The following is a 17,581-nucleotide window of genomic DNA, read 5'->3' on the forward strand; positions in this document are numbered from 1 at the left end:
AACCAAATTATCCCTTCTTCTGCTTCAGTGTTTCGTAACACGTAATCGCAACAGCATTGCTCAGGTTTAAAGAATCAATGCTTCCTGCCATCGGAATCAGTGTATTTTTTCCTTTCCCAATCCAGAAATTACTTAATCCCGAATGTTCTGTCCCGAATAAAACGGCAGATTTCTGTTTAAAATCTCTTTTGTAAAGATCTTCGGCAGTTTCATCCATAATCGTTGTATAAATATTGAAATTATTTTTCTGAAGAAATTCAAACGTTTCCTGATTTTCCGCCTGAAAAACTTCCATTCCGAATAAGCAGCCTACACTTGAGCGGATTACATTCGGGTTATAAAAATCGGTTTTTCCGTCTGAAACAATTAATGCATCAATACCGAAAGCTTCACAACTGCGCAAAATAGCCCCCAGATTTCCCGGTTTTTCAACACCTTCTACAATAATGATCGTAGAATCTTCCTTTGGTTTAAACGCAGATAGATCGACTTCTTTTGTTTTGTAAATCCCGATAATTCCTTCCGAAGTTCCGCGATAGGCGATTTTTTCGTACACTTTTTCGCTAACGAGATGAATTTTCCCTTTGGGAAGTTCTTTCTGAAAAATAGTTTCGCAGATAAAAAATTCCACGGGTTCAAAATGATATTTCTGGGCGCGGTCGTTTTCCTGCTGTCCTTCCACCACAAAAACATCCGATTTCTTACGGAATCTGTTATCAGTAAGAAGTTTGGTAATGTATTTTACTTTTTCGTTCTGAAAGCTTTCTATTAACATCCTGCAAAATTAGTTAAAATTTGCAGTTAAATAAAAAACCTCAGAGCCGATCTGAGGTTGTAAATTTTATTCTTCTAAATTTTCCAGTGCGGTCTGAGAGTTTTCTACCAGACTTTGCGGAAGATCTTTCTTATTTTTTATTCCCAGAGATTTCAGTTTCTGGGTTTGGATCACCAAATTGTCATTTCCTGTTGAAAGCTGCTTGTAAGCATCATTATAAACGTTTTTCGCCTGATCTAGATTTTTTCCTACTTTCTCCAGATTTTCAATGAAACCTACGAATTTATCATACAGTTTTGCCCCTCTTTCCGCAATTTCCATAGAATTTCTGTTCTGGTATTCGCGTTTCCAGAGATCGGCAATCAGTTTTAAAGAAGTAATCAGGTTGCTTGGATTCAGCAGCAGAATTCTTCTTTCATAGGCAAAATTCCAAAGATTCTGGTCTGCCTGCATTGCTGCAATATAAGCCGGTTCGCTCGGAATAAACATCATCACGAAATCAAGGGATTTTCCATAATCATCATATGCTTTCTGGCTGAGCTGGGTAATGTGACTTTTAATAGAAGATAAATGCTGATTGAGTTTCATTAAATAAACATCCTGATCGGTTTCGTCTACCAGTTCTGTAAAAGCCGTGAGCGAAACTTTGGAATCGATGATAACATTTCTTTCATCAGGATATTTTATAACCGCATCGGGACGCATTTTTTTACCAGAAAATTCTGAGAACAATGCTTTGTTGTCTTCATCGCGAAGTTCATGTTCAAGAAAATATTCTCTACCTTTTACCAGACCGGATTTTTCCAGAATGCTTTCCAAAATCATTTCACCCCAGTTTCCCTGCGTTTTGCTTTCGCCTTTCAGAGCTCTTGTCAGTTTTTTCGCATCTTCAGAAATCTGCTGATTCAGTTCTGCTAATTCTTTTACTTTTTCGGCAAGAGAAAAACGCTCTTTGTTTTCCTTTTCGTAGGCTTCGTTCACGCGGTTTTTCAATTCCACGATTCTTTCCTGAAATGGTTCAAGGATGGTTTTAAGGTTGTTTTGATTTAAGGTGGTGAATTTTTCTGTCTTTTCTTCAAGGATTTTATTGGCTAAATTTTCGAACTGTAATTTAGATTCTTCCTGAATTTTTGCGATCTCTTCTTTCTGCGTCTGCAAAGATTTCTGTAAGCTTTCGTTAATTGCGGAAAGCTCGGAGTTTTTTGCAAACAAAGTCTGTTTTTCTGTTAAAAGATTTTCGATCTGAAGATTCTGTTTCGCATTAAATTCTTTCTGTTCGGAAAACTGAGTGTTTAAAGAAGCGTGTTCCGCAGAAATTTTGGCAAATTCATTTTTCAAATCATTAAGAAGATCGCTCTGCTGTGCATTGATTTCTTTTTCCCTGCTGATATTTTGTGTTAATTCCTGAATTTTCTGATTGGAATTTTCTAAATCGGAACTGTTTTTAATGTGTAAATTATTGAGTTCATCGTAAGAATTCCTCGAAACGGTAGAAGATTTCTGGGCGAAATATAAAATAACCGCACCAAGAATTCCTCCGGCTATAAATCCTATAATTAAATATGTCATCTCCATTTTTCAAAATTACAAAAAGGAAAATTGATTTCTTTTATGGAAAACCGTAAGTTTTATATTAGGAATTATTTTTTTTAGCGGCAAAAGCTGCAAAAGATCATTATAATACGTTGATTACGATATTCAAAATTTTCGGTGTAATAAAAAATTAAAAATCTTTTGTGACATTGTATTTAAAAATTAATCAACTAAAAGTTTTGGTTTTTCGGAAAAGATATTTGCAGGATCAATTTGTTTTCCGTTATTTCATCTTTTCAAATCAAAAATAAGTTTCATGAAATTCTTAAGCATTGCGGCCGTTATGTTTTCAGCATTGTTTTCCGCACAGGATTTTGCCAATTATGCGAAATACGAAAAGCAAAATCAGGAAGTTGTAGCGAAAAAAATGGCTCCAAATTCTGTTTTTATGGGAGATTCTATTACGGAAGGCTGGTTTTCTACAGATCCTTCATTTTTTACAAAGAATAATTTTGTCGGAAGAGGAATCAGCGGACAAGTGACTTCGCAGATGCTTTTGAGATTCCGTGAAGATGTTATCAATTTAAAACCGAAAAGAGTCATTATTCTTGCCGGAACCAATGATATTGCCGAAAATCAGGGGCCGATTTCTCTGGATAAAGTTTTCGGAAATATTGTTTCGATGGTGGAACTGGCAAAAGAAAATAATATAAAAGTGGTGCTTTGTTCGGTGCTTCCTGCTTACGATTTCGGCTGGAGAAAAGATATGCATCCGGCGGAAAAAGTAATTGCCCTGAATAAAATGATCGAAGCGTATGCGAAAAAGAACAATATTCCGTACGTGGATTATCATTCCGAAATGAAAGATTCCCGAAACGGACTGGACAAAATCTATACCGAAGACGAAATTCATCCAACGGCAAAAGGCTACGAAAAGATGGAAGCCATTTTGATGAAAAAACTGGGCAAAAACTAAGAATCTTATTTGGGTCGGATTAAATTAATTGTAAGGTTACATAAGAAACTTAAACATTTTTGGTAGAAGCCAAAATTTCTATGTTTTTTACAACGTCATTGCTTTCACATTTTTTCAATTCCTTTAATAAAGAAGGAGTGAGGATTTTAGGATTCAAAATTTGGGTGGCAACTTTTGCGGCGGCATAATCTACGATTCCGATTACGTTTTCTCTCAGAAAGTTGGGTGTATTTGATGCAATAACGGCGGTTGCCCATGAAGTGTCTCTTGCTTTTGAAATGGCAAAATCCAGAATGACGTTGTCTTTTCCGTTCGAAAGCTTATCAATTAATTCTACTGGATAACAAATCTTGTTTAAAGAATCCTGAACTTTTTGATTAATGGAAGCGATTACATTATTGATGTTTTCAAAATCTTTTTTCAGCGGATTGATTTTTCGGTAGGGCATAATGGAAGAAGCGGAAATTCCCAGATCGAGATTGATGTGAGCATTCATGCCTAAGAAAATGTGCTGTAAGATGAGCAGATTTTTATTCTTTGCGGCTTCAAAAGCGATAAACCAGGAGTTGGTGCATTTTTGTCCTTTCGAATAAGCTTCCCAAGCTTCAAGATAACGTGTGGCAAAAGCAATATCCAGTACAGTCATTCTCGGATTGTCTTCAAATTTTTTCTGTTGAATTCCTTTAAGAACCTGCGCCGTCATAATTCTGTAGGTACAGGCAAAATATCCGACCGGACTTTGATTTTCTTTCGCCCAGATGATGATTTCGTCTAATTTTTTCAGAACTTCTTCTATGGTTTTCATAATGTTTTGTTTTTTATAAAGATAAGAAAACCTTGTGTAAATTTTTGTGTGAAAATATTTTGTATATTTAAATCTCCATAAAAGGAATTATTATAGAGGTGTCCGAAAATCTTAAGAGTAGGAGCAAATTAAACAAAATACTATGAAAAATTTAAAGTCTTTAAACAGAAAAGAGCTGAAAGCAATTGCAGGTGGCGCTTATGAAAACTGCCAGGTTCCTTTAGAATACGGAGTCTGTAATCCGGGATATACCTTCTGCAGTAATCCTTATTGTTGTGTACTTGCGCGTAAACCTTATATTTGCATTGATTATTAGAAAAAACAGGCTGTCATAATTTTGACAGCCTGTTTTTTATTTTTCGTAATACGTTATCTGAATTTTATTATCATGAACTTTCATAATTCCTTTTTTAGGATGTTGGAAATATAATTCAATATCATTCTCTGCTTTTTTAACAATAATGGGTTCTGAATAAAAAATCTTTTCAGGAAGTTCAGTTACTGTTTCAAACCGGTTATTTTTTAATTCCGAAATGGTTGTTTTTGTTCCGTCAATACCTGAAATTATTGAATACAGTTTTTTGTTATAAACGAAACTTGATACGATGAGAACTCTTGTTGTATCAAGAATTTTTTTTGTTCCTAAAGTTGATTCTGATTCATATTCGCGAGTTATAATATCAGGATGATAAACCGGAATTTTTTGTGTTGTTGCCATTTTTTCAGGATCTGCAATTTCAAGAATCTCTGAAAATCCCATCATATGCGCCAAAGAATTCGAAACGTAATATTTTCCTTTTATTTTATTTACAGAAACAGGGCAGGTTGCCACTGCATAATGAATGACATTGTTTTGTCTGTTTTTAAAATAAACAGTTCCTCCCCATTCACCGGAGCAGCTTTTCCGCACTTCGTATTTTTCATCTTTATAAAGTAATCCGGAAAAGTTGGTTTCCTCTTCTTTTAAATGCTTAAGTTCATCAATAATATTTTTTGAAACATGATTTATTTTTACTTCGAATACGGAAGATTTATTCTTGCAGTTGATTAATGATAGTAATAATAAAACATAAGATAGTTTTCTCATTGACCTGAGTAATTAAGGATTTTCTTTCGCAATTTCCTCATGGTGCTTCAGGTACAATGGCAAAGCTGCCGATCCGTACCATGGGAAGATTTCATATCCGAAGACTCCTGCTTTTACAGCGGGATCTGTTTTTACCCATGATTCTGCTTCTTCTTTGGATTTTGTATTGAAGATGAACATCCCTTCAAAATTTTGTTTGTTATCTGAGGTGAACGGACCTGCCACTACAACTTTTCCTTCTTTAGCAAGTTTTCCGATATTGGCTAAATGTTCTTTCATTAACTCAGCCATTTTTGTCTTGTCTTCAATTTTTGTAGTTCCTGTTATCAGCATTACGATTACGTACGGCTTCATTCCGTATTTATCGGCTCCCAGTTCTGTAGCCAGTTCTTGATTAAATGTATTTTTGGAGCTTGTGTTAGAAGCGTTTTCTCCAGCTTTTCCAGATTGCCCGTCTTTCCCTTTTGTAATGACACATGAAGAAAGAAATAGAGACAAACCTATCAGCAATGAAAATTTTCTCATCGTTTTACTCTTTTATTCTTAAAAATTCTTTAGCCAATTCAATCATTTTAGGATCTCCGGTATATTTTCCGTGTTCATCTGATAATTTTACAGTTGGAATCCATTCTTTGTTCGGAGCCTGAACACCGATAAGTTTCATGACGATATTCATCGGTTTTAAACCGACATCATTCGTAAGATTGGTTCCGATTCCGAAAGAAACTCCGATTTTTCCTTTGCAGTAATTGGTGATTTCTTCTACTTTTTCAAGATTTAGACCATCTGAAAAAATGATATATTTGAATAGCGGATTAATGCCGTGTCTTTCATAATGAGCAATGGTTTTATCCGCGAATTCCAGAGGATCGCCGCTGTCGTGACGAACACCGTCGAAAAGTTTCGCAAACTTTTTATCAAACTGCTGGAAGAAAACATCTGTGGTATAGGTATCTGAAAGCGCAACTCCCAAATCTCCACGGTAAACATCCACCCAATGTTCCAAAGCCAGTTCGTTTGCCATTTTAAAACCGTATTCTGCTGCGTGGAACATAAACCATTCATGAGCATGGGTTCCGATAGGTTTTACACCGTATTTCATGGCGAAATGTACATTAGAAGAACCGATGAATGTAGAGTCTTTCTTTTGTGTTAAAGCTTCCATAACCAGATTCTGAACTTTATGAGAGTGTCTTCTGCGGGTTCCGAATTCTGCGAAATTAACGCCCAGTTTTGCCAGTGTTTCAGCTTTTTCCAGTGTTTTGTTCATCACCACTTCATTGGAGTCTCTTTCCATGTGGTTCATTTCGTAGTGAAGCTCGCTGATAAGCGCCAATAATGGGACTTCCCAAAGTATCGTTCTGTACCATAGTCCTTCAACGGTTACGGAAAGATCGTTTCCTTCCTGATGAATTTTAACTTCGGAAGGATCATAATGATAACCTTCAAGGAAATCAAGATAGGGAAGATCAATATAAGGGCAGGTTCTTGCCATGAACTTTTTTTCGTCTTTCGTCAGCTTCAGTTCTGCCATCTTATCAACGGCTTCTCTTAAAGCAGCGTCAAAGCCTTCCGGAAACTGGTGTTTTCCGCGGTTGATGAATTCATATTTTACCACAGAACTAGGGAATAATTTCACCACCGCATTCTGCATCGTTATTTTATAAAAGTCGTTATCTAAAATGGAGTTTAATCGTACGTTGTGCATGATTGTGTAATTTATACGCAAATATAGTTATTAAAAATAAAATCACCTAAATGTAAGGTGATTTTTTTTAATTTTCCGGATATTTTTTCTTTCTTTACTTTCCAAGATAGGAGTTGTACATCCAAACTTCTTTTTCCTGTTCTGTAATATAATCGCTCATTTGCGAGTTGGTTCCTTCGTCTCCTGCTTTTTCCGTCATATCCAAAAGTTCTCTCTGAAGATCGATAACTACTTTAAATGAATTTAAAATGTTTTCAACACTTTTTGTAGCATCGCTTACTTCCACGCTTTCTTTTATGGTTGACACTTTAAGGTAATCTGAATAATTATGAGCCGGTGTAGCACCTAACGTTAAAATTCTTTCTGCAATTTCATCAATCTTTAGAACAAGACTGTTGTAAAGCTCTTCAAATTTTGGGTGAAGCGTAAAGAACTGATCTCCTTTAATGTTCCAGTGAGAGCCTCTTGTATTCTGATAAAATACAGAATAGTTAGCTAAAAGAATATTTAATTTTTCTGAAATCTTTTTGCAGTCGGTTTCTTTAAGACCGATAATGTTGGCGTTTTTCATATCTCTATTGTAGTTTATTTTTCTGTAACAATATTAAGTAAATATTGTGCCGAAAATGCGGTTTCGTGATTGATGATACTTATCTTTGATATTTTTAGAATGAATTTAAACATGGAAGCTTCGTCAAAAGTTAATTTGAAAAGTTTTATAGTCTCTCTTCTTTTTTTTGCTGCTGTATGTGCAGTTTATTTTTTGATATCCTTATCGAAGACTGACGGACATTATATATATTTGATAGACGATGCATATATCCATTTGGCAATGGCTAAAAATTTTGCGCTGTATGATGTTTGGGGAGTAACGAAATATAAATTTTCTTCAACTTCTTCTTCTCCTTTATTTACCTATATTTTAAGTGTTTTAATAAAAGTTTCCGGAAATAATGATTTCCTTTCGCTTTGGGTAAATATTTTTTTGGAGTCGGAACGGTTTATTTTCTGAATAAATATTTTTCGGGTGTTTTCAATACGGCAAAAAATATCGTGCTTTCAGTGCTTTTTACCCTTTTCTTTTCTGTAATGCATTTGCAGGTTTTATCCGGAATGGAGCATGTTTTCCATGTTTTTTTATTTGTGATAAATATTTTTTGTCTTTCAAATTTTAAAAACAGATATTCTGTTTTTGGATTTTACCTCACTTTATTATTGATGGGGTTGGTACGTTTTGAAAGTATGTTTTATTTTGTAATTCTTGCTTTTCTGTTTTTTTTAATTAAAAAATGGAAGCATGTATTCTTGATTTTGCTGGTAGGTTTTATCCCGATTGTACTGCTTTGTTATTTTAATTTTCATCATGATGGCTATTTATTTCCGAATTCAGTAATTGTAAAAGGAACGAGGTTTACTTTTGATTCCCATTTTCCGAATCAGTTGAAAACTATTTTTCTTGATAATTTTTTGTTAAATGTGAGCTTTTATAAAATTGGGCTCTTTCCTATTATGATTTGTCTGATTTTAATGATTAGAGATTTTAGAACAAAGAACTTTCAACAAATAGTTAAAGATCATTTTTTACTGATTGTTATTTCTTTGCTAATGATCTGTCACTCTATGTTTGCTGATCTGAAAGGAATGTTCAGGTATGAAGCTTATATTCTTACGGGTTTTTCCATGGCTCTGATTCCAAAACTTAAGGGCTTATTTGAAAATTTCAGGACTTACATTAAAAAGGAATTAATTATTTCAGGATTTATCTTGGCAAATATTTTTTTGTTGATATATAAATTTTCCTTCGCTCACAAAATGCTGATTGACGGGGGCAAAAATATTTATGAACAGCAAATTCAGTCTGCAAGATTTCTGCATACCTACTATGATAAGTCAAAGGTTGTTGCCAATGATATTGGAGCTGTTACATATTATACAGATATTCATTTGCTTGATATAGCGGGTTTAGGTTCGAAGGAAACAATTGTCTTTAATGAAAATAAAAGGCATGCAGATTCTCAGTTTCAAATTTTTCTAACAAAATATACTACTGTAAGTAATTATGATATTGCCATCATTTACGAAGCATGGCTTCAAACTTACATCCCCAAAAACTGGACAAAGGTAGCCGAACTCAAGATCAGTAATCCTATTACGGTAGCAAAAGATAAGGTGTCCGTTTATTCAGTTAATGGTAATAATCTGGAAGAACTTAAAAATAATATCAAAGATTTTCACTGGAACAGAAATGTTCGTATTACAATTGTTGATAAACCGTAAGTATCTGTTAATTAAATTTTAAATAAAAATATTATTTCTATATAACTGCTTGTTAATTAAAAAAATATTACTATTTTTGCACCCTAAAATAAAAAGCAATTAAATGCCTACTATTCAACAATTAGTAAGAAAAGGAAGAGCCACGCTTGCCAAGAAGAGCAAATCGGCTGCCCTAGATTCTTGTCCACAAAGACGTGGTGTATGTACGAGAGTATATACTACTACACCTAAGAAACCTAACTCTGCACTAAGAAAAGTTGCAAGGGTAAGACTTTCTAACGGTAAAGAAGTGAATGCCTATATCCCGGGCGAAGGACACAATCTTCAGGAGCACTCGATAGTATTGGTTAGAGGCGGAAGGGTGAAAGACCTACCGGGAGTACGTTACCACATCGTAAGAGGTGCATTAGACACTGCAGGTGTAAATGGAAGAACGCAGAGAAGATCGAAGTACGGAGCTAAGAGACCTAAACCAGGTCAGGCACCAGCTGCACCAGCAAAAGGAAAGAAAAAATAATCATTAAATAAGGTACAGAAACAATGAGAAAGACGAAAGCGAAAAAAAGACCGTTGTTACCAGATCCAAAATTTAATGATCAGTTGGTAACGAGATTCGTAAACAATTTAATGCTTGACGGTAAGAAGTCAATCGCATTCAAAATTTTCTATGATGCGTTGGATATCGTAGAAACTAAAAAAGGAGATTCTGAAAAAACAGCCCTTGAAATCTGGAAAGATGCATTAACAAACGTTATGCCTCACGTAGAAGTACGTTCTAGAAGAGTAGGTGGAGCTAACTTCCAGATCCCAATGCCAATCAGAGCAGATAGAAAAATTTCTATGGCAATGAAATGGTTAATTAGCTACTCTAAAAAGAGAAATGATAAGTCTATGGCTTTGAAATTAGCTAATGAGGTAGTAGCTGCTTCAAGAGAAGAAGGTGCTGCTTTCAAAAAGAAAACAGATACTCACAAAATGGCGGAAGCAAACAAAGCTTTCTCACACTTCAAATTCTAATCTGAAATGGGAAGAGATCTTAAATTTACAAGAAATATTGGTATTGCTGCTCACATTGATGCAGGTAAGACTACCACTACAGAAAGGATTTTATTCTATACAGGTGTAAACCACAAAATTGGAGAAGTTCACGATGGTGCTTCTACAATGGACTGGATGGAACAGGAAGCAGAAAGAGGTATTACTATTACTTCTGCTGCAACTACTTGTAACTGGAATTTCCCAACAGATCAAGGTAAGAAATTACCTGAAACAAAACCTTACCACTTCAACATTATCGATACACCGGGACACGTTGACTTCACCGTAGAAGTAAACAGATCTTTGAGAGTATTGGACGGTTTGGTATTCTTATTCTCTGCAGTAGATGGAGTAGAGCCTCAGTCTGAAACAAACTGGAGATTGGCTGACAACTACAAAGTTGCGAGAATGGGATTCGTAAACAAAATGGACAGACAGGGTGCTGACTTCTTGAACGTTGTAAAACAAGTAAAAGAAATGTTAGGATCTAATGCAGTTCCAATCGTTTTACCAATCGGTGCTGAAGAAGATTTCAAAGGAGTTGTAGACTTAATTAAAAACAGAGCGATCATCTGGGATGAAGCAGGACAGGGAGCAACTTATGAAGTAGTTCCGATTCCTGAAGACATGAAGGATGAAGTTCTTGAATATAGAGAGAAATTAGTAGAAGCTGTAGCTGATTATGATGAGACTTTGATGGAGAAGTTCTTCGAAGATCCGGATTCAATTTCTGAAGAGGAAATCAACGAAGCATTAAGAAAAGCGACTATCGATCTTTCTATTATCCCAATGACTTGTGGATCTTCTTTCAAAAACAAAGGAGTACAGTTCATGCTTGATGCTGTTTGTAAATATCTTCCTTCTCCATTAGATAAGGATAATATCAAAGGAACAGATCCAAGAACTGACGCTGATATCGAAAGAAAACCATCTGTTGAGGAGCCTTTCGCTGCATTAGCTTTCAAAATTGCTACTGACCCATTCGTAGGTAGATTAGCATTCTTTAGAGCTTATTCAGGAAGATTGGATGCTGGTTCTTATGTACTAAACACAAGATCTGGTAACAAAGAAAGAATCTCAAGAATCTATCAGATGCACGCAAACAAGCAAAACCCGGTTGAATATATCGAGGCTGGAGATATTGGTGCTGCTGTAGGATTTAAAGATATTAAAACAGGAGATACATTATCTGATGAAAAGAACCCAATCGTTCTTGAATCAATGATCTTCCCAGATCCGGTAATCGGTATCGCTGTTGAGCCTAAAACGAAAGCTGACCAGGATAAAATGGGTAACGCTTTAGCTAAATTAGCTGAAGAAGATCCAACATTCCAGGTTAAGACAGACGAGGCTTCAGGACAAACTATTATCTCCGGGATGGGTGAGCTTCACTTGGATATCATCGTAGACCGTATGAGAAGAGAGTTCAAAGTAGAGGTTAACCAAGGTCAGCCGCAAGTAGAATACAAAGAAGCTCTTACACAAAAAGCCAGCCACAGAGAAGTTTACAAAAAACAGTCTGGAGGTAGAGGTAAATTCGCGGATATCGTATTCGAAATCGGTCCTGCAGACGAAGGTAAAACAGGTCTTGAATTCATCAACGAAATTAAAGGGGGTAACATTCCTAAGGAATTTGTTCCTTCAGTTGAAAAAGGATTCAGAGAAGCAATGAAGAACGGTCCTTTAGCTGGATTTGAGGTAGAATCTATGAAGATTACATTGAAAGATGGATCTTACCACCAGGTTGACTCGGATCAGTTATCTTTCGAATTGGCTGCGAAGCTAGGTTTCAAAGAATCTGGTAGAGCTGCTAAAGCGGTTATCATGGAACCAATCATGAAGCTTGAAGTAGTAACTCCTGAAGAGTACATGGGTGATATCGTAGGTGACCTTAACAGAAGAAGAGGTACTGTAAACGGTATGGACGACAGAAACAACGCTAAAGTTATCAAGGCTTTCGTTCCACTTTCTGAAATGTTTGGTTATGTAACTTCTCTTAGAACGTTATCTTCAGGTAGAGCAACATCTTCTATGGAATTCGAGAAATACGAAGCTGCTCCTACAAACGTTGCTGAAGAAGTAATCGCTAAGGCTAAAGGTTAATATTAAATTAGATTAAAATGTCACAAAGAATCAGAATAAAACTTAAATCTTACGATTACAACTTGGTAGATAAATCTGCAGAGAAAATCGTAAAAACGGTAAAGGCTACTGGTGCTGTTGTAAACGGACCAATTCCATTGCCAACCAACAAGAGAATCTTCACAGTGTTGAGATCTCCGCACGTAAACAAGAAAGCAAGAGAGCAGTTCCAATTATCAGCTCACAAGAGATTGATGGATATCTACTCTTCTTCTTCTAAAACTGTTGATGCTCTAATGAAATTAGAACTTCCTTCAGGTGTAGATGTTGAAATTAAAGTGTGATAATTGCATACTTTGCAATGATTATATAAAATCCGTTCCTTTCGGGGAGCGGATTTTTTATGTATTGTCATATTTTGTTTTTAGAAACAAGGTATAAAATGTAACTGAATTTAACATTTTAATTATCCACAAACTCATCTTTTTCGGCGGAGTTTTTGATGCTTTAAATCTCATTAAAACCAACGAAAATGGATAAGTCAGATAAAAGTTTTTTCGAGAAATTTTCAGACTGGGCAACAAAATTTACAGGAAGTTCCTACGCCTTCATCGGAGCAACCTTAATCGTTATTATCTGGGGTGCTTCAGGACCGATTTTTAAGTACTCCGAAACGTGGCAGCTCGTAATTAATACCGGAACAACCATCATCACATTCCTGATGGTATTTTTAATTCAGAAAGCACAGAATAAAGACTCGAAAGCCATTCAGATCAAATTAAATGAACTGATCGCCGCGAATGAAAAAGCCAGCAACAGAATTGTGGATATTGAAGATCTAACGGAGAAGGAACTCGATCAGCTCCATTGTTACTATGAAAAACTGGCAGATTTTGCCGAAGAGGATGAAGATATCCATTCCTCACACTCTATCGATGCGGCAAAAAGAAATCAGGATCGGAAGCATGATGCTTTCCGAAAAAAACATGAAGAGTGGTTGCAACAGCAAAAAGAAAATAAAAAAAAGGAATCGATCTGATTCCTTTTTTTATTGAATACTATTTCATAAAATACCCGAAATAAGAACAGCTTCCCATTAAATTTCTGGCAGTCTCCGTATCTGCATATTGCGTTTTCAGCATGGCAAAATACGTTCTGTATTTTTGGTTTTTAATCTGATCTAAATTCTTCTGGTAAGAATCACTTTTCTCACTGTATTTCGGATCCGAATAATCTACGTTCGAAGGATTTTTAGTTTCATACTGATAATATTTCCCCTGTTCCGCACTTGCCATCTGAAACAGAATTCTTGCTTTCTGTTCTTTATCCGTTGATGTATTCAATGCTTTTTTATAATAATTAATTGCCAGATCAAAATTATCAGGTTCAATAAAAGTAGTATTTGTAAAGTTCTTGTAGTAGTACTGATACGGCGTTTCACTGTCGGTGCTCCAGAAATTATATTTTCCGCCATTCGTATTGTCAACATCCATCACAAATAACTGTCTGTAATATCCCAAAGAAGAAGTATTGTAAAGAAGATTTCCAATGAGCTGATTGGCTTTTGTTGATCTTTCGTCCTTACCGCTTCCTATTTTTTTAAGCTGAATTAAAGCATCTGCCAATTCAAGTTTATTCATCATAGGTTTAATGAAAGAAAACTGAGAAAAATCTTCCTTCACTATACTTTCTTCTGGCGCACTCTGATAACTTTCCCAAACATTATGCCCGAAAACAAGATCCGAAATACTTCGGAAACCATTGTATTCTGAAGCTCCGTATTGATGAGGCGTTTTTTTCTGAGAATTCCCGTCCCAGTCATAATTGATTCTAGGAATTCCTGTGAAATTCTGAGCTTTTGCATAGTATGATTTAGCTTTCTCAAAATCTGCCTGTCTCATGGCTCTGTCACCATAAATCACTGCAAAAAAGGCATCGATATTTCCTACATCATCAATGTTTTTAGCAATAATCTGTTCCTCGAATTTCGTTTTGTTCGGCTTTCTGTAAAAATCTTCCACACTTTTTACCAGACTAGAGTTGGGGTTGTACTGAAGATCAGAAAGCGTATTGCTCATCAGGAAAGATTTTCCGTCTTCACCCTGCAGGAAATAACGGTTGGCAAGAACATCTTTCAGGAAATCTTTTGTAGAAGGAACCTCACCATAATAATCATATTCTGTTTCTGTACTGTCTTTTTTAGGTGGCTCCGGTTTATCCACAAAATATTCAGCATAATCTTTCATTAAATGATCTTCGAAATCCGCATCAATTTTAGGCTGCGAAACGATATCATTCAGAACCTTCATTCTTTTAATCTGTTCCTGATATTCGGGATTGCTGGTTTGAATGTCTGATAAAATCTCCGTACTGGCTTTATAATCTTTCTTAAGGAACTTCAGATAAGCATCTGCAATCTGCCAGTATTCGTCCTTAGATTTTTCTTTCGTTTTGCTTGTGAATTTTTCAAGATCATCTAAGAAATCTTTCGTCTGATCGTCATAGTAATAATTATTCTTGTTGAAAACCGGAATTCTGTTCGGGTTGTCCAGCAATTCATCATCGCTTTGATCGGCTTTCGTTTCAGCACTCGTTTTATCTTTAACTCCGAATAACTTCTTAAAAAAGCGCACAATTTTCTGCCAGAACGATATTTTTTCCTCTTTAGGAGCTTCCGCAACTTCAGTTTTTGGCTGATCCGCTGTAGTGTTTGCAGAAACTTTTACCGTAGATTTTTCATTATTGTTGGTGTAATAATAAATCGGGAGATAGTTTCTTTCCAGTTCATTGATGCTTCTCACCGCCATCACTTTCAGAATTTCAGAATCAGGATCTATTTCAAACATTTTCTCCATAATCGGAATCGGATTGTTGAAATCTTCATAGCCTAAAAGAAAATAAGCCATGTTTTTTTCTTCATTCGTTCCCGCTCTTTTCATAATATTATTAAAAGAAGCAGTGTCCGAAAGTTTCATAGACACGAAGGCAGACTCTTTACGGCTTTTACTGTTCATAAAGACCTGAAAGAAATTCCAGTTGGCATCACTTTTCAGATCCAGTCCGCGTTGTGCACCCGCCAATTGATCAAGAGCCATAAAATAAGTAGCTCCTCTTGATTTTATGGGTTCAACATAATTCTTGAAAGCCTCTGTCGCAGCTTCGTAATTTCTTGTATAATGGTTGAAACGCACCAATTGATATCCGTAACGCTGTTTGATTTCAGGATTTTTTGCCGCATTGTAAAGAGAGGTTAATGCAGTGATGGTTTTATTGTAATCAAGATTTGTTGCATTTTGTGAACTCTCGCTTTTACGGTAATAAAATGAATCCGGACTTTCAACGTAGTTGATTTTCATGTACGGTTCAAGATATTTTGCCTCAATCAGATAATCAATCGCTTCCTTATATTTAGAATAGAAACCAGATCCGAGTTTTGTAAGAAGCTGATTGTTCGTGCTGCCATTTTTCAGAGCATTCAGATCATTGATGTTCATTTTATTCACCAGATAATCTGTCTCCGCAAAAGTCAGTTGATTATTAAAGAATTTTTTCCAGGCATCCACATTTTCATTAGGAATCTGGGATTGTTTAAAATCAGTATAAAATCTGGTGGAATAGCTGTGAAGAAATGGCAGGTAAGATTTATCCTTTATGATACTCTGCGTAAACAGATTGAAATATTCATAATCCGGATCAGACCATGCGCATGCTTCAGTTTTACTGTAAAAAAGCGATAGAACCGCAAGCGAAAGAAAATACTTTTTCATTTTGTTAATGGTGTTTTTTTAAGTTTATAATTTTAATGAATGTATGTTTAGTTGAAATAAATCTTACGCCGTTTCGTTTAAAAATCTGTAAGAGTTATCTTTTTAAGCATAATGCAATTTACGCAGAATTTTAATTGAATTTACAAGCTAAAGTTCTGACCTGTAACAAATTTACTGTCTAGCTGATAATAAATCATAGTAAAGTTGGTTATTTTTTTCTCCAGAAAACGGATAACTTCCTGAAGCTGCTCATCTGAAATCTCTTCAATTTTAATTCTGAAACCTTTGTTAAGATAACTTCCGAAATAAAATCCGTCCTTCTGTATTTCAATTTCTGTGTCGGATATTCGCTTGAAATCGGGGTTTTTAAGATCCTTTTCAGATAAAGCATTAATCAGTTTATGTTTTCCCAAATGATTGGTGACAATTCCCCACGAATAAATTGGTAAGGCAACCTCAATCTTTTTAACAGGATAATCTTCCAGTTTGGAAAGATAATTTTTCAGAGTATTAACATCAAGAATTGAATTTTTATCGGAATTTTCCAGCGGTGAAGAAGTGGAGTAGCACATGAGAAAAACCTGCTCAACCGGTGGAATTCCCATGATATTTTTATCTTTTACCTGATGAAGACGAAGTGTACAGGTTACCGATTTTTTAGAAACTTCCTTTAATTTTTTCAGAAATTTAAAATAATCATCACGGGTTCCTGCAGTCCAGTCGCAGTCAATTTGTATTTGATTGCCGGTCTTCAACTGATATTCTGAAGTCTTCTTTGTAATTAAATCATGAATGCTTGCTGCAAGAAACTGTATTTCCTCATTGGTGATGTTGATAAACGCACGGTTTGTAATAAAAATCGTCGGAACAATATTTTTGTCGGTGCTGAAACTCTGATCTTTTGTAATAACTCCGACAGGCTGAAACTTCCCGTCCAATTTATCAACATCAAAAAAACGCGTATATAAATAAGGATCGGTTGCTTTTTGTAAAACGTCTTTCTCTGTTTTGTCTAAAGCCAAACGGGTTTTCCAGTAATAAAAAGTATATGGATGAGACTGTTTTTTACCACAGGAAACGGCGAGAAATAAAATTAACAGAAGTTGAGAGACTTTCATCATTGGTATAAGATTCCTGAGCATTCGCAATTTGTTTTTTCCATTTCAGAAACGGGACAGCAGTCGTCTGACTTTTTTACTTTTCCGTTTTCATCGGTCAGATAAATTTTTTCTTTATCAAATTTCACGTAAAATGTTTCATTATAGGTTTTAAAATAAACTTTCATCACTTTCGGATCATATTTTCCGGCATTGATTTCTTCTTTGGTTTCTGTTCCGTCTGCCTGATTGATCTGTACAAAACCGAAATAGACATCGCCGTTATCTTTTATGTTGATATAATAGCTTGGTGTTCCGGAGCCATTTGTTCCATCTTCTATATTGAAATCTTTTTTCCCTGAAAAAGGAGCTTTGGACTGTGCAAATGACAGGAAGCCTAAAAGAAGTGTGAGTAGAAATAAAAGTTTTTTCACAA

General features: G+C 35.5%; 19 protein-coding genes. 9 read left to right on the top strand and 10 right to left on the bottom strand.

Going from position 1 to position 17,581, the window contains the following annotated elements; genetic code table 11:
- Window positions 1-7: 7 nt before the first annotated feature.
- Both H6W53_RS17210 and rmuC read right to left on the bottom strand, forming a co-directional pair.
- A complete protein-coding gene (locus H6W53_RS17210; RefSeq protein WP_185208576.1) occupies window positions 8-775 on the bottom strand; it encodes a TrmH family RNA methyltransferase in 768 nt (255 codons plus the stop codon).
- A 66-nt stretch (window positions 776-841) separates the two neighbouring features.
- The gene (gene rmuC, locus H6W53_RS17215; RefSeq protein ID WP_410500803.1) at window positions 842-2,350 is read right to left on the bottom strand and encodes a DNA recombination protein RmuC; all 1,509 of its coding nucleotides are present in this window, start codon (window positions 2,348-2,350) and stop codon (window positions 842-844) included.
- A 274-nt stretch (window positions 2,351-2,624) separates the two neighbouring features.
- Here rmuC and H6W53_RS17220 point away from each other — a divergent pair, with 274 nt between their 5' ends.
- Window positions 2,625-3,284, top strand: a complete 660-nt coding sequence (locus H6W53_RS17220; protein WP_185208580.1) for an SGNH/GDSL hydrolase family protein — start codon at window positions 2,625-2,627, stop codon at window positions 3,282-3,284.
- 49 nt (window positions 3,285-3,333) lie between these two features.
- Here H6W53_RS17220 and H6W53_RS17225 read toward each other — a convergent pair whose 3' ends face one another.
- Window positions 3,334-4,089: a DUF5995 family protein gene (locus H6W53_RS17225; protein ID WP_185208581.1), complete on the bottom strand. Its 756-nt coding sequence runs from the start codon at window positions 4,087-4,089 to the stop codon at window positions 3,334-3,336.
- A 142-nt stretch (window positions 4,090-4,231) separates the two neighbouring features.
- Between H6W53_RS17225 and H6W53_RS17230 the strand changes: the two genes are divergently transcribed.
- On the top strand, window positions 4,232-4,405 hold the full coding sequence (locus tag H6W53_RS17230) for a bacteriocin-like protein (protein WP_157967225.1): 174 nt from the start codon (window positions 4,232-4,234) through the stop codon (window positions 4,403-4,405).
- A 36-nt stretch (window positions 4,406-4,441) separates the two neighbouring features.
- Here H6W53_RS17230 and H6W53_RS17235 read toward each other — a convergent pair whose 3' ends face one another.
- The 4 genes from H6W53_RS17235 to H6W53_RS17250 all read right to left on the bottom strand — a co-directional run bounded on the left by H6W53_RS17235 (window position 4,442) and on the right by H6W53_RS17250 (window position 7,455).
- A complete protein-coding gene (locus H6W53_RS17235; RefSeq protein ID WP_185208582.1) occupies window positions 4,442-5,176 on the bottom strand; it encodes a hypothetical protein in 735 nt (244 codons plus the stop codon).
- Window positions 5,177-5,188: 12 nt separating this feature from the next.
- Window positions 5,189-5,701, bottom strand: coding sequence for a YciI family protein (locus tag H6W53_RS17240; RefSeq protein WP_185208583.1), 513 nt, complete (start codon window positions 5,699-5,701; stop codon window positions 5,189-5,191).
- Between the two features lie 4 nt (window positions 5,702-5,705).
- Window positions 5,706-6,884, bottom strand: a complete 1,179-nt coding sequence (gene pncB / locus H6W53_RS17245; RefSeq protein WP_185208584.1) for a nicotinate phosphoribosyltransferase — start codon at window positions 6,882-6,884, stop codon at window positions 5,706-5,708.
- Window positions 6,885-6,978: 94 nt separating this feature from the next.
- Window positions 6,979-7,455 (bottom strand): Dps family protein, encoded by a 477-nt coding sequence (locus H6W53_RS17250; RefSeq protein ID WP_087706511.1) that lies wholly within the window; start codon window positions 7,453-7,455, stop codon window positions 6,979-6,981.
- Window positions 7,456-7,686: 231 nt separating this feature from the next.
- Here H6W53_RS17250 and H6W53_RS17255 point away from each other — a divergent pair, with 231 nt between their 5' ends.
- The 7 genes from H6W53_RS17255 (at window position 7,687) to H6W53_RS17285 (ending at window position 13,320) form a co-directional block, all read left to right on the top strand.
- Entirely contained in the window at window positions 7,687-7,896 is a 210-nt protein-coding gene (locus tag H6W53_RS17255) for a hypothetical protein (RefSeq protein WP_185208585.1), read from the top strand.
- 515 nt (window positions 7,897-8,411) lie between these two features.
- On the top strand, window positions 8,412-9,161 hold the full coding sequence (locus tag H6W53_RS17260) for a hypothetical protein (RefSeq protein ID WP_185208586.1): 750 nt from the start codon (window positions 8,412-8,414) through the stop codon (window positions 9,159-9,161).
- Window positions 9,162-9,264: 103 nt separating this feature from the next.
- Window positions 9,265-9,678 (top strand): 30S ribosomal protein S12, encoded by a 414-nt coding sequence (rpsL, locus tag H6W53_RS17265; RefSeq protein WP_027381287.1) that lies wholly within the window; start codon window positions 9,265-9,267, stop codon window positions 9,676-9,678.
- Window positions 9,679-9,701: 23 nt separating this feature from the next.
- A complete protein-coding gene (gene rpsG, locus H6W53_RS17270) occupies window positions 9,702-10,178 on the top strand; it encodes a 30S ribosomal protein S7 (RefSeq protein ID WP_066695920.1) in 477 nt (158 codons plus the stop codon).
- Window positions 10,179-10,184: 6 nt separating this feature from the next.
- Window positions 10,185-12,302: an elongation factor G gene (fusA, locus tag H6W53_RS17275; RefSeq protein WP_076391836.1), complete on the top strand. Its 2,118-nt coding sequence runs from the start codon at window positions 10,185-10,187 to the stop codon at window positions 12,300-12,302.
- Window positions 12,303-12,319: 17 nt separating this feature from the next.
- A complete protein-coding gene (rpsJ, locus tag H6W53_RS17280; RefSeq protein WP_002661363.1) occupies window positions 12,320-12,625 on the top strand; it encodes a 30S ribosomal protein S10 in 306 nt (101 codons plus the stop codon).
- 188 nt (window positions 12,626-12,813) lie between these two features.
- Window positions 12,814-13,320, top strand: coding sequence for a low affinity iron permease family protein (locus H6W53_RS17285; RefSeq protein ID WP_076391838.1), 507 nt, complete (start codon window positions 12,814-12,816; stop codon window positions 13,318-13,320).
- Window positions 13,321-13,339: 19 nt separating this feature from the next.
- Here H6W53_RS17285 and H6W53_RS17290 read toward each other — a convergent pair whose 3' ends face one another.
- The 3 genes from H6W53_RS17290 to H6W53_RS17300 all read right to left on the bottom strand — a co-directional run bounded on the left by H6W53_RS17290 (window position 13,340) and on the right by H6W53_RS17300 (window position 17,579).
- The gene (locus tag H6W53_RS17290) at window positions 13,340-16,048 is read right to left on the bottom strand and encodes a hypothetical protein (protein WP_185208588.1); all 2,709 of its coding nucleotides are present in this window, start codon (window positions 16,046-16,048) and stop codon (window positions 13,340-13,342) included.
- Between the two features lie 140 nt (window positions 16,049-16,188).
- The gene (locus H6W53_RS17295) at window positions 16,189-17,166 is read right to left on the bottom strand and encodes a hypothetical protein (protein ID WP_185208825.1); all 978 of its coding nucleotides are present in this window, start codon (window positions 17,164-17,166) and stop codon (window positions 16,189-16,191) included.
- Window positions 17,166-17,579 carry a hypothetical protein gene (locus tag H6W53_RS17300; RefSeq protein ID WP_185208590.1) on the bottom strand — a complete coding sequence of 138 codons (414 nt, stop codon included), beginning with the start codon at window positions 17,577-17,579 and terminating at the stop codon, window positions 17,166-17,168. Before H6W53_RS17300 ends, H6W53_RS17295 begins: the two co-directional genes overlap by 1 nt.
- Window positions 17,580-17,581: the final 2 nt, after the last annotated feature.

It is taken from the genome of Chryseobacterium sp. C3, from assembly GCF_014218905.1.
Taxonomy (GTDB): Bacteria; Bacteroidota; Bacteroidia; order Flavobacteriales; family Weeksellaceae; genus Chryseobacterium; species Chryseobacterium mucoviscidosis.